We start from the raw sequence: 12,566 nt of genomic DNA on the forward strand, positions 1-12,566 counted from the left end.
ATATGGCTCCGGCCGCGCCCTTTCGCTCGTTCTGGAGCGAGGTATGCCCGTCGCCGGGGCCTCGCTTCCGGTTCTTGTCCGCAGGGTCGGCTGACCCTGCGTCGGTCTTCCAGCTTACGCCGAGACTTTCGTTCGGTGTAACCCGGTCAGGGCCGCGGAACTGCGCTGCCGCCCGTATCGGTGAGCTGGATCGTCCAGCTCTTCTGCTCGCCGGTATCGACCTCGAAGAAGCCGGCGCGGTCGTAGCCGCGGGCCAGGCAGTCCTCGATGCCCCGGATCGTGAATTCCTTGTTGCGCACGCACATGATCGATTTGCCGGTCCATTCGCCGCCCTTGTCGTAGTCGACGGCGTGGACGTAGTAGAAGCGGGCCGCCAGCGTGCCGCGCAGCAATGTCTCGCAACCGCGCGGGCTGATGTTCCACCAGCCTTCGGTGATCCAGCCCTGCGCATCGCGATAGCCGATCGCGACGCCGATGCGGCTCGATGTGGTGTTGCACATGCGTAGATCGGCTTTCGCCGGCGCCACGCTTCCAAGGAAGGCGGCCGCGCAGAAAGCGAGGGGGAGGACCGTTCGAGGGAAGTCCGGCATTCTCACGGTTCGATCAGGATCACGCGGCAATCGTTGACATTGGTCAGCGTCGGTCCCGGCTGCAGCAAATCGCCGAGCGCTTCGAAGAAGCCGGTCGAATCGTTGTCGGCGAGGGATCGGGCGGGATCAAGGCCGATCTCGGCGGCGCGGATCAAAGTCTGGGGATCGACCAGGGCGCCGGCCGGATCGGTCGCCTCGCCGCCGCCGCCATCGGTGCCGTCTGTATCGCCGGCGAGCGCGACGATGCCGGGCTCACCGGCGAGCGCTATCGCCAGCGCCAGCGCATATTCCTGGTTCGGGCCACCGCGGCCGGAGCCGCGCAGCGACACGGTGAGTTCGCCGCCGGAAAGAATGGTGGCGCGCCTGCCTTCGCGTTTCAGACGTTTGGCGAGCTCGGCATGGGCGGCTGCGACGTCGCGCGCCTCGCCTTCGAGATCGGCGCCGAGGTCGAGCACGGCATAGCCCGCTGCTTCAGCTACTGCGTGTGCCGCAGCCAATGCATCGGCCGGGCGTGCGATGATCTGGTACTTGCTGTTCGAGAAGGCGGGATGGCCGGGCTTCGGCGTTTCGTTAGAGGGGTCGTCGAGCAGGGCACGTGCCGCGGGCGGCAGGTCGAGCCCGTAGCGTGTGACAATGGTGCGGGCCTCTTCCGTCGTGGTGGGATCGGCGACGGTCGGACCGGAGGCGATGGCGGTCGGCTCGTCCCCGGGCACGTCGGAGATCGCGAGCGTCAGCAGTCGCGCCGGAGCTGCTGCCAATGCGAGACGGCCGCCCTTGATGCGTGAGAGCCGCTTGCGGACGATGTTCATCTCGCCGATCGGCGCGCCGGAGCGCAGCAAGGCTTTGTTGACCGCCTGTTTCTCTGCGAGCGTCAGCCTGCCGGCCGGGGCGACCCAGTTGGCCGAGCCGCCGCCCGAGAGGAGAACGAGCACGAGATCGTCCGTTGTGGCAGAGGCCGCGAGTGCCAGCGCCTGTTCGGCGCTGTCGATGCTGCCCTGATCGGGAACGGGATGGCCGGCTGCGACCATCGGGATATGCCGTGTGGGTGCAGTATAGCCGTGCCGGGCAACCGCGTGGCCGAGGAGCCGTTCGGGCGGAAAACCTTGATCCAGATAATGCGCTTCGGCCAGTGCGGTCATGCTGCCAGCGGCCTTGCCGGCGGCGAGCAGGATCAAGCGCCCGGTTGTGGGCGGTGAGGGCAGATGCTGAGGCAGGCAGCCCGCGGGATGGGCGCGGGCGACGGCGGCGTCGAAGATCGCGCGTGCGGTCGCGCGCATCGCTGCGATTGCGGTGACGGATTGCGGCACGCCGCGTGGGCTCCCTGTTCTTCGCCGCTTTGCGGCTAGCTCCTTTTACCGTTGTAGGGTGGCTTGGAGGTGCCGTCATCTGCAGTCTGGTAATTTAATCATACTTTTTGAGAGCTGGCTGGCCAGCATGAACCAGCGCTCGGCCATGCGGCATCAGGGCTGTTGATGGGTGGCGGGACTGCGACCAGTTCGATCTTGACGAATGCCCCCCATATGGGCGAACGCTGCCGGCCAATTTCGTATCCGAGAAGGCTATCAGATGGACGATCCGGTTCAGGGCGACCAGCTCAAGAGCATCGTCGAGCGCATCGAGCGTCTCGAGGAAGAGAAGAAGACGATCGCCGACGATATCAAGGAGGTCTACGCCGAGGCCAAGGGCAACGGCTACGACGTGAAGGTGCTGCGCAAGGTCGTGGCGCTGCGCAAGCGCGACCTCGAGGAGCGCAAGGAAGAGGAAGCGATCCTCGACCTTTATCTGCAGGCCGTCGGCGAGACCGCCTGAGCCTCGATGCCGAATGCGGAAACGCCGCCGAGGGACTCCTCGGCGGCGTTTCGCTTTTCAGAGGTGCCATCCGGGCGGCGGGCTTGAGCCCAGGCGCCCGGCACCGGACGATCTCGAACCTGCGCTCAACGATGGGTGCGGAAGCGCAGTGCGTCGTCGATGAAGGTCTTTTCCGCGAAGCCGGCCTCGTTGGAGCCGAAAGGCATCTGGGCCGTGAGCTTCCAGGAGGCCGGGATGTTCCATGCCTTGGCGGCCTCCGCGTCGACGAGCGGATGGTAGTGCTGAAGGCTGGCGCCGATGCCGGCATCGGCCAAGGCGGTCCATACCGCCAGTTGCGCCATGCCGGTCGAATGTTCGGACCAGATCGGGAAGTTGTGCGCGTATAGTGGGAAATTGGTCTGGAGTGCCTGCACCGGCTCCTGATCCTCGTAGAACAGCACGGTCCCGGCTCCGCTCGCGAAGCTGTCGATCTTCTTGCTCGTCCCCTCGAAATCGGCGGCTGGCACGACCGCGCGAAGCGCTTCCCTGGTGATGTTCCAGAACTTGTCGCTCTCCTTGCCGAAAAGGATGACCGCGCGGGAGCTCTGCGAATTGAAGCTGGAGGGCGACAGCCGGATCGCCTCTCTGACCAGGCCATCCACCTGAGCTTCGGAAACCGGCAGATTCTTGCCGAGGGCATATTGCGTGCGGCGCTTCTTGAGTTTGTCGAGCATGTCTTCCTCATCCTGGAATGCGTGTCGCCGGCAAGCCGAGGAGGCCGGCCGGCTTCTCGAAACCCGGCCCCGTGCATCTTTCACGAATGCGGAGCCTGATATCTGGTGGTGGAGAGGTAGTGGTTCACTTCTCGCATCAGAACCCTCATAATCGGAACCAAACTGTTGCTGCAGGAGGAACGCCGATGGCAGGGCTCGATGACATCCGGAGCTTCATCGCCGTGGTCGAGGCTGGTGGCTTCGGCCGGGCGGCGCAGACGCTGGGCTTGGCGAAATCGATCGTCAGCCGGCGGGTGAGCCGGCTGGAGGAGGAGCTGGGCACGCGCCTGCTCAGCCGCACGACGCGCGGCGTCGCCGCGACCGAGGCCGGGCTCGAGTTCAAGGCGCGCAGTGAGCGCATTCTGGCTGAGCTCGACGAGGCGTGCGAGGCGGTCGCGCAGCGGGCGGGCGGCGTTGCCGGGCGCCTGCGGCTGGCCATGCCGATGACCTTCGGCAACAAGCATGTCGCGCCGCTGCTTGGCGAGCTCGCGCAGAGGTATCCGCGGCTCGAAATCGACGTGCAGGCCAGCGACCGCTATGTCGACCTGATCGGCGAGCGTTTCGATGCTGCGATCCGGATCGGCTCGCTCAAGGATTCCAGTCTCATCGCCCGGAAGATCGCGCCGGTCCATGCCACGGTTGTCGGCAGCTCCGCCTATTTCGAGCGGAAGGGACGTCCGGCCATCCCCGCCGATCTCAACGATCATGACTGCCTGCTCTATAGCGGCACGAACGATCAGGACTGGGTGTTCCGGACCGGCAGGCGCTGGACCACGGTGCGGCCTCCAGGCCGGATGCACTCGGATAGCGGTGACACCCTGCTCTCCTGGGTCGTGGCCGGGCTCGGCTTGGCGGTGCTGCCCACCTTCATCGCTTCCGATGCGATCCGTTCCGGTGCGGTCGAGCCGATCCTGCTCGATTATCCGATGCCGACGCGCGCGCTCTATGTCGTGCGCCCGCCCGGCGCCTATGTCCCCGGCAAGGTCAGGGTGCTGATCGATCTGCTGGTCGAGCGCTTCGGTGGCACGCCCTATTGGGACCCCTGCCAGATGGAGGCGCATCAGCGGGGCCTGAGGCTCGACGAGCCGATGAGCAGCCAGCTTATGCCTGCCGTGAAGCCCGCGCATCAAGCGGCGTGATTCGGCGCATCACGCGAATTCGCGTGGCTTTGCGTTTCGGTTTCGGCACTCTCCCGCAGTTGAAACGGAGGTCGCGATGCTGCTCGTCGGAATGCTGGATAGTCCCTATGTCCGCCGTGCGGCGATCACCGGAACCTTGCTGGAGGTGCCGTTCGAGCACCGCTCGGTCTCCGTCTTCCGGCACATGGAAGAGTTCCGGGCGATCAATCCGCTGATCAAGGCGCCGACGCTGGTCACCGACGACGGCATAGCGATCAGCGAATCCCTGCTGATCATCCAGCATTTCGAGGATGTCGCCGGCCGCTCGCTGAGGCCGCTCGACGGCGTGGCGCGCCGACGCGACCTGGCGCTGACCGGTGTCGGCATCGTCGCGGCCGACAAGGCGGTCTCGATCGAGTACGAGCGCAAGCGGCCGGAAGCGCAGCGTTATGCGCCCTGGCAGGAGCGTATCGTCTTCCAATTGCACGTCGCGCTCGACCTGCTCGACGCCGCGGCGAAGGAGGGCGAGTTAACGGCGGGGCCGGAATTGCTGCCGAGCGATATCGCGGCCGCCATCGCCTGGGGCTTCTGCCGCTTCGTGATCCCGGAATTCGCCCCCGAAGAGCGCTGGCCGGCGCTGGCCGAACAGGCGCGAGCCTGCGAGGCGCTCGACGCGTTCAAGACCTGGCCGATCGATCGAGAGTAAGCGTCAATTCTGGACGAAATTCGTCGGCAGCGGGCGGACGGCCGGGCCGCTGAAGGAGCCGGGCTTGGCGTCGACCGGGTCGGTATGGCTGAAGCCCAGCGCCGCGGCGGGGCTCGGGCCGGCGATCGGCGCGCCGGACGGACCGGCCGTCCGGGCGCGGGCGGTCGCAACATTGACCGGCTTGCCGGGAGCGATGCCGGAACGCGAGACCGCTGCGAACAGCGAGTTCAGGCCGCCGCGATCCATCTCGGCGGTATCTTCGGGCTCTTCTGGAACCGGAACGGAGCGTTGGGATGCGGTTGCGAAGCTGATGCCGCCCTCACGCGGACGCACCGGCGGCAACGAGGCGGTGACAAGGCGCCCTTCGGCAGCCTGGGCGAGAGAGGTTTCGGCTGAGCCGCTGCCGCGAAGCGAGGCGATCGCTGCGTCGGCAAGGGCGGTCGGCCGCATTGGCGGCAGCGGGGCGTTGGTTGGCTGGCCGGCGATGACGATTTCGCTCGGGCTGGCCACTTCGCCGGGGCGACGGGGTGGCAGGGAGGCGAGCACGAGCTTCTGCTCGGGCTGAGGCGCGAAGGCGAGGGCGCCGCCGGCTGCGGGCAGCGCGGCGATCTGGACCGGCGCGCCGTCATCCGCGGGAAGCGATAGGCCGCGTGGCCGTGCCAGCGGCAACGGGGCGTCGATCAGTTGCGGTCTGATTTCCTGGAGACCGCGCTGCGGCGCTGCAGCGATGGCAGGCTGGGCCGGAGCTTGCGGGGCGGAAGCAGGCTGCGGCGGAGCGGTGTCGACCTGCGGCGCGAGGCGTTCCGAGCGCTCGCGTGTCAGGGAGCGCATCGCCGGTTCGGCAGGGCGTTGCCCCAGGACGACGGCAAGGCGACCGCCGTCCGGCGAGTTGGCGTCGCCGTAACTGCCGGTATTGGCATAGGCCATGACCGTGGGCTGCTGGCGCGGCGCGGCGCGGCGGCCACGCGCGGCCGGACGGGCATCCGCCTCTTCCTCGTCGCCGCCGAACAGCGAGGCCCAGAGGCTCTTGCGGCCCGACGCGATCACGGCGCCCTCGTCGAGCTCGGCAGCAGCATAGCCAGCGACAGCACCACCACCGGATAGGATCTCCGCCCTGGCGAGCTCATAGCCGGCGAGCGGCTGGCCGTCGGCGGGCAGGTGTACCGTCTTCTCGTCGGGGAAGAGGCGCACGAGCTGATCGCGGGTCATCCGCGGCCAGGAGCGCACCGAGCCGACATCGAGATGGACGAAAGGCGTATGGGCATTGGGGTAGAAGCCGACGCCGCCGCGCTGCAACCGCATGCCGATCTCGCGGATGCGGGCGGTGGGCACGTCGGGCAGGTAGAAGTCCATCGCCTTGCCGAGCATGTGCTGACTGTGCTTGGCAACGGCGCGCGAGCGGCGGCGCAACATCGCGTTGGTGCCGGGCGCGCGATAGGACGAGACGACGTGGAAGGGCTGGTCGGAGCCGAGCTGGCGCTGGACCTCCCAGATGACGTCGAAGAGCCGTGGGTCCATGCGAGTCGGTTCGTCGGTGCGCCAGTCGCGCAGGGCCCAGTTCAGCTTTTCCAGCGCAGCCCCATCGTAGCGGCCGTCACGCTTGAAGGTGACGGTCGTCTCCTCCTTCGTGTGCATATGCCGGATGGTGATGGTGCGGGTATCGCCGTTGGCGGCGGCATCCTGCGTGCCGCGGATGCCGACCAGCGAGGCGACCAGGGCCAGGCCGAGCGCCAGCGCCTGTCGCGCGGTCGGCTTCGTGCCGGACTGCGCCCATCCTGCAAGCGTGGCGGTTGACCTACCCAATCTGTCTGACCCGTCTCGGTGTCTCCGCCGAAGCGGTGCGATAAACGTGAACGAACAGTTGCGGAGAAGCGTTAACGTCTCGTTAGCGAGCCGGCAATCACCACGCCGAGATTTTCATGCTGAAGGTGGCTAAAGACGGATCATGGCGAAAAGGTGCTCGCGCCACGGGCACTTGCGTTCAGCCACCCTGCTGCTCCAGTGCCTGTCGGACCAGCCTGTGGAAACCGTAGATGTCGTCGAAGCGGATGATCTGCCCGTCATCGCCGACGACGATGGTGTTGTAGACCAGATGAATCGGCAGGGGCCGTGACAGGTTGATCCGGCGCTCGCCCGAGCCGATCAACCGTTTCAGACGCTCATGCGTCCATTCCGGGCCGAGCACCTGGTCCGCCAGCGCGAAGGGGTTCTCGACGCGGACGCAGCCGTGGCTGAGCGCGCGGCGCGCACCGGTGAAGAGGCGGCGATTCGGCGTGTCGTGGAGATACACGGCATGCTCGTTGGGGAACATGAACTTGATCCAGCCGAGCGCGTTGCGCTCGCCCGGCGGCTGGCGCACCGAGATGCCGCCGCTCTTGGTGCGGGTCACGACATAGCCGCGCTTGGCGGCGTATTCCGGATCGGCTGCGAGACCGGGCAGGAATTCCTTCTTCAGGATCGAGGGTGGCACATACCAGGATGGGTTGACGACAACGTGGTCCATCACATGCGAAAAGATCGGCGTCGCGGTTTCCGGCTTGCCGATGATGGCGCGGGTCTCGTGCACGACCTTGCCCGAGCGGATGACGCGTACGCGCATCTCCGGGACATTGGCCATGATGTGGTCCGTGCCGAGATCGGGCGGCAGCCAGCGCCAGCGCTCCATCTGGGCGATGATGTCTTCCTCGCCACGCGCGCTCGCCGGCTTGCCAAGTGCGGCGAGCGTGCGCTCGCTCAGGATGCCGTTGGCCGGCAGGCCGGCCTTCTTCTGGAAATCGGTCAGGGCGAGCGCGGTCGAGCGGTCGAAGACCGGCTCCTCGCTGGGGCCCAGGCCGAGGCGGGCGCGTACCAGCGGCACGCGCTCGTCGCGCATGCCGAGCTTGAGCGGCGGGCCGGCGGGGATGCGCACCAGCGGCGTGTCGTCGAGATGCTCGCGCATCTCCGCGAGCTTGGCCTTGAGGCGGCGATAGCCCTCATGCGGCGGATTGTAGGCGGCGAGCACGGCGCCGGCGTCAGGCGCGCCGGCCATTTCCGAGAGCACCTCGGTTGCAGAGGGCAGATAGAGCGTAGGCGTGATCAGCTTCGAGAGCTGGCGCGGGTTGAGCCGGCCGCCGCGGGCGTCGCGGGCATAGAGAACGGCGATGGCCGAAAGACGGATATCGGCCTCGGCGAGCTTGGCCTTGTCGCTGGCCTCGAACACCGGCAGGGCATAGTCGTTCGGGCGCAGCGCGTCCTCGCCGGCGCGGCCTAGCTGCGTCGCGATGCTCTTGCCGGCCTCGTTCCAGCCCTTGGTGCCGACCCAGAAGGGACGATTCTCATTGGCCTGATAGGCGGCGACGATCTCGTTGCGCTCGCGCTCGCCGAGGCGGCGCAACGTCAACGCATCCGGCAGGGCAGCGGCGATCGCGGCGGAGAATTCCGAGCCGGGCGGCAGCTCGACGACGACCTTCGGCACATCCGGCAGCGGCACGAGAGGCTCGACTGTGCGCAACGGACCTGTCGATGGTGCATCCTGCACTGGCTCGGGTGATTTCGCGGCGGGGATCAGGGCCGGGTCCGCGGCCGGCATGTCGATCGCGGGAATGTCGAGCGTGAACGCTTCCTCGGTGGAGTCGAGAGGAGCGGCGGCATCCTGCTTCGCCGGATCCTGGAGGCGGCTGCCGGGCGTCACCGTCCCGGTGACGATCTCGGCATCGGCGGAATGGGCGGATGCGGTCGCAGCGTGCCCTGCGGGGACACGTGGCGCGATATCGGACAGCCTCAACTCCGGCTGCTCGGGCAGCGGAATGCCCAATGTGGCATCGGTGTTGAGAGGGGTCTCGGCGTGGGGCGGGAGGCATCCCAGGATGATGGCCAGGGCGGATGCCGAGGTCAGTTTCGCCCAATGGCGAGGACGCATGGTCGCTATCCCGATTGCTGCCGAACACCGCCATTCCTGCGTGACTCGGCTGGTTGAGACAAGATGCGGCGGCGCAACAGACCGCCCCATTCGGTTAGTCGCAGATCATGCCGCGTCGGTTTCGTCGCCGTTCGATTCGCTCTCGATCAGCCCGTAATCCTTGAGCTTGCGGTAGAGCGTCGAGCGGCCGATGCCGAGCTTGCGCGAGACCTCGGACATGTGGCCTCGGTAATGTGCGAGCGCGAAGGTGATGATCTCGCGCTCGAGCTCATCGAGCTTGCGCATGTCGGAGCCGGCGACGAGGTCGAGCGCGTTGGGATCGCGCACCGGCATCTGGATGATGCGCGGCGGCGGCTCGCCTTGCCCCTCGGAGCGGGAAAGCGGGGCGGGGGCTGGCGGAATGCGGACCTCGTAGCCGTCCATCTGCGCAGCGATCTGCGGGAATTCGGTGATGTCGAGCTCCGGCCCGTCGGCCAGGACCACGGCGCGGAACACGGCATTCTCGAGCTGGCGGACATTGCCCGGCCAGTCATAGCCGGTGATCAGGGCGGCGGCCTCAGCAGTGAGCCCGGTGAGCTTGCGGCCCTCCTCGGCGGCGAAGCGGGCGAGGAAGCCGCGGGCGAGATCGGCGATGTCCTCCCGGCGCTGGCGCAAGGGCGGCAGTGTGATCGGGAAGACGTTCAGGCGGTAGTAGAGATCCTCGCGGAACTCGCCACGCTTCACCTGATCGAGCAGGCTCTTGTTGGTGGCCGAGATCAGGCGGATGTCGACGCGCACAGACTTCTTGCCACCGACGGGGTCGACCTCGCCCTCCTGGATGGCGCGCAGCAATTTGACCTGCGCATCGAGCGGCAATTCGCCGATCTCGTCGAGGAAGAGCGTGCCGCCATTGGCCTCGACGAACTTGCCGAGATGGCGCTCGGTCGCGCCGGTGAAGGCACCCTTCTCATGGCCGAACAGGATGGATTCGACGAGGTTATGCGGGATCGCGCCGCAATTCACGGTGACGAAAGGCTTGCCCTTGCGGTCGCTGGAGCCCTGGATCGCGCGCGCCAGCACCTCCTTGCCGACGCCGGACTCCCCTTCGATCAGGATCGGGATGTTCGATTTCGCCGCGCGCTCGGCCAGCCTGATGACACGCGCCATGTCCGGGCTCTTCGTCGCGAGATCGCGGAAACCCAGCGTGTTCGAGGCCCGGCGCTTGATATGGCGCAATTCATGTTCGAGCGCGCCGAGCTTCAGCGCATTGCGCAGCGAAACCTGCAGGCGTTCGGCCCCGACGGGCTTGACCACGAAATCTACGGCGCCGGCTCGCATGGCTGAAACGACGGTTTCGATCGAGCCGTTGGCGGTCTGGACGATGACGGGGGTCTCGCAGCCGCGTTCGCGGAGCGCCGCCAGCACGCCCATGCCGTCGAGGCCGGGCATGTTGAGATCGAGCACGACCGCGCTGAAACGCTCGCCCTCGGGTGCGCCGAGCAGGGTCAGTGCCGCTTCGCCGTTCTCGGCGGTCGCCACGTCGTAGCCGAAACGCTTCAGCATGGCGTCGAGCAGGCGGCGTTGGACGGGATCGTCGTCGACGATGAGGACGGTGTCTGTCATGGCACCTCGAAAGCCCACGCAATATGAAAGAAATCTTGGCTACCGGCGGAATCGCCTGTTCCGTTCTGGAGCATGGTCGGCCAGAAGGGTTAAGCGGGGTTTAAGCTAGGCGTGTCGCCGAGATGGTGAACGGGCTGCCGTTGATCGGCAGGCCTGCGCCGGCCTAAGGGTGAGGCTCGTTTCAGTGCGCGAAGGTATCGAGCGAATGGGTTTTCATGAGACCGTCCTGCGTTCCGGCACAAAAGCGGGGGCGACGAAGCCGGCGAAGGTGATCGGCGATCTTCCGGAATGGGACCTGACCCATCTTTATCCCGGCACCGAAACCCCGGAGTTGAAGGGGGACCTCGAGCGCGGCCTCGTCGAAGCGCAGGCATTGGCCGGCCGCTATCGTGGCAAGCTCGCGGAACTCGCGGCGGCGCCTGACGGCAGCGAGGCCCTCGCCACGGCGGTGAAGAGCTATGAAAACCTGAGCGACCTGCTCGGCCGGATCGGCGCTTATGCAGGCCTCGTCTATTCCGGCGACACCACTGATCCGCAGCGCGCCAAGTTCTACGGCGACACGCAGGATAAGCTGAACGCCGCGATCACCGAATTGCTGTTCTTCGAGCTTGAGCTGAACCGGATCGAGCCCGCCCTCCTCGCGAAGGTCGCGAACCAGGCGCCGCTTTCGCACTGGAAGCCCTGGCTCGACGATCTCGCCAAGGACAAGCCGCACCAGCTCGACGACCGGACCGAGGCCTTGTTCCACGAGAAGTCGATCACGGGCGCAGCCGCCTGGAACCGGCTCTTCGACGAAACCATCGCCTCGCTGCGGTTCACGATCGATGGCGAGGAGCTGACGCTCGAACTTACGCTCAACAAGCTGCAGGACAGCGATGGCGAGATCAGGCGCAAGGCGGCGGAGGCGCTGAGCCTCGTGTTCCGCAAGGAACTGCGCATTTTCGCGCTGATCACCAACACGCTCGCCAAGGACAAGGAAATCTCCGACCGCTGGCGCAAGTTCGAGGATGTCGCGGATTCCCGCCATCTGGCGAACCGGGTCGAGCGAGAAGTGGTGGACGCTCTTGTTGCCGCGGTGCGCGAGGCCTATCCGCGCCTGTCGCATCGCTACTACCGCCTGAAGGCGAAGTGGTTCGGCCGCGAGGAACTGGATTTCTGGGACCGCAACGCGCCGCTGCCGCAGGTCAAGCAGCGCACGATTCCTTGGACTGAGGCGCGCGAGACCGTGCTCTCCGCCTATGGCGCGTTCTCGCCGGAGATGGCGGCGATCGCCAAGCGCTTCTTCGACGAGCGCTGGATCGACGCCGCGCCGCGCCCCGGCAAGGCGCCCGGTGCCTTCGCACATCCGACGGTACCGTCGGCGCACCCGTATGTTCTGCTGAACTACCAGGGCAAGCCGCGCGACGTGATGACCCTGGCGCATGAGCTCGGCCATGGCGTACATCAGGTTTTGGCGGCACCGAACGGAGCCTTGATGGCGCCGACGCCGCTGACCTTGGCCGAGACGGCTAGCGTCTTCGGGGAGATGCTGACCTTCCGCAAGCTGCTGGATTCGACCACCGACCCGAAACAGCGCAAGGCGATGCTGGCGGCCAAGGTCGAGGACATGATCAACACGGTCGTGCGCCAGATCGCGTTCTACACCTTCGAGCGTAAGGTTCATGAGGCCCGGCGCGAGGGCGAATTGACGCCGGAAGCGCTCTGCGAGATCTGGATGAGCGTGCAGGCGGAGAGCCTGGGTCCAGCGATCCGGGTGTCGAGCGGATACGAGCCCTATTGGTGCTATATTCCGCACTTCATCCATTCGCCCTTCTACGTCTATGCCTACGCTTTCGGGGACTGCCTGGTGAACTCGCTCTACGGCGTCTACCAGAACGCCGCCGAGGGTTTCCAGGACCGCTATTTCGCGCTGCTTTCGGCCGGCGGCAGCAAGCCCTATTCCGAGCTGCTGGCGCCCTTCGGCCTCGATGCGAAGGACCCCGGTTTCTGGCAGATCGGGCTTCGGATGATCGAGGGCATGATCATCGAGCTCGAAGGGATGGAATAAGCCAGGTCGTCATGGCCGGGCTTGTCCCGGCCACGATCGGCTGC

At 66.6% G+C, this 12,566-nt stretch carries 10 protein-coding genes; 4 read left to right on the forward strand and 6 right to left on the reverse strand.

Features of this window, described 5'->3' with window-relative positions:
* Positions 1-146 precede the first annotated feature (146 nt).
* Positions 147-590 (reverse strand): DUF1036 domain-containing protein, encoded by a 444-nt coding sequence (locus J0I42_RS05315; RefSeq protein WP_291653475.1) that lies wholly within the window; start codon positions 588-590, stop codon positions 147-149.
* A gap of 2 nt (positions 591-592) precedes the next feature.
* Complete coding sequence (locus tag J0I42_RS05320) at positions 593-1,867, reverse strand: glycerate kinase type-2 family protein (protein ID WP_291653593.1); 1,275 nt, start codon at positions 1,865-1,867, stop codon at positions 593-595.
* A 289-nt stretch (positions 1,868-2,156) separates the two neighbouring features.
* Here J0I42_RS05320 and J0I42_RS05325 point away from each other — a divergent pair, with 289 nt between their 5' ends.
* Positions 2,157-2,399 (forward strand): DUF2312 domain-containing protein, encoded by a 243-nt coding sequence (locus J0I42_RS05325; RefSeq protein WP_291653477.1) that lies wholly within the window; start codon positions 2,157-2,159, stop codon positions 2,397-2,399.
* Positions 2,400-2,524: 125 nt separating this feature from the next.
* Here the strand turns inward: J0I42_RS05325 and J0I42_RS05330 are convergent, their stop codons facing one another.
* Positions 2,525-3,112 (reverse strand): nitroreductase family protein, encoded by a 588-nt coding sequence (locus tag J0I42_RS05330; protein WP_291653479.1) that lies wholly within the window; start codon positions 3,110-3,112, stop codon positions 2,525-2,527.
* 185 nt (positions 3,113-3,297) lie between these two features.
* Between J0I42_RS05330 and J0I42_RS05335 the strand changes: the two genes are divergently transcribed.
* Together J0I42_RS05335 and J0I42_RS05340 are read left to right on the forward strand one after the other, a co-directional pair.
* Positions 3,298-4,290, forward strand: a complete 993-nt coding sequence (locus tag J0I42_RS05335; protein ID WP_291653481.1) for a LysR family transcriptional regulator — start codon at positions 3,298-3,300, stop codon at positions 4,288-4,290.
* Between the two features lie 76 nt (positions 4,291-4,366).
* On the forward strand, positions 4,367-4,975 hold the full coding sequence (locus J0I42_RS05340) for a glutathione S-transferase family protein (protein ID WP_291653483.1): 609 nt from the start codon (positions 4,367-4,369) through the stop codon (positions 4,973-4,975).
* Positions 4,976-4,978: 3 nt separating this feature from the next.
* On the opposite strand, the gene J0I42_RS05345 is transcribed toward J0I42_RS05340, so the two are convergent.
* The 3 genes from J0I42_RS05345 to J0I42_RS05355 all read right to left on the reverse strand — a co-directional run bounded on the left by J0I42_RS05345 (position 4,979) and on the right by J0I42_RS05355 (position 10,475).
* Positions 4,979-6,778, reverse strand: coding sequence for a peptidoglycan L,D-endopeptidase MepK (locus J0I42_RS05345; protein ID WP_465247641.1), 1,800 nt, complete (start codon positions 6,776-6,778; stop codon positions 4,979-4,981).
* 178 nt (positions 6,779-6,956) lie between these two features.
* A complete protein-coding gene (locus J0I42_RS05350) occupies positions 6,957-8,873 on the reverse strand; it encodes a L,D-transpeptidase family protein (RefSeq protein ID WP_291653485.1) in 1,917 nt (638 codons plus the stop codon).
* Positions 8,874-8,978: 105 nt separating this feature from the next.
* Positions 8,979-10,475 carry a sigma-54-dependent transcriptional regulator gene (locus tag J0I42_RS05355; RefSeq protein ID WP_291653487.1) on the reverse strand — a complete coding sequence of 499 codons (1,497 nt, stop codon included), beginning with the start codon at positions 10,473-10,475 and terminating at the stop codon, positions 8,979-8,981.
* Positions 10,476-10,680: 205 nt separating this feature from the next.
* Here J0I42_RS05355 and J0I42_RS05360 point away from each other — a divergent pair, with 205 nt between their 5' ends.
* Positions 10,681-12,522 carry a M3 family oligoendopeptidase gene (locus J0I42_RS05360; protein WP_291653489.1) on the forward strand — a complete coding sequence of 614 codons (1,842 nt, stop codon included), beginning with the start codon at positions 10,681-10,683 and terminating at the stop codon, positions 12,520-12,522.
* Positions 12,523-12,566: the final 44 nt, after the last annotated feature.

This window comes from Allobosea sp., assembly GCF_017308015.1.
In the GTDB taxonomy this organism is placed as follows: Bacteria; Pseudomonadota; Alphaproteobacteria; order Rhizobiales; family Beijerinckiaceae; genus Allobosea.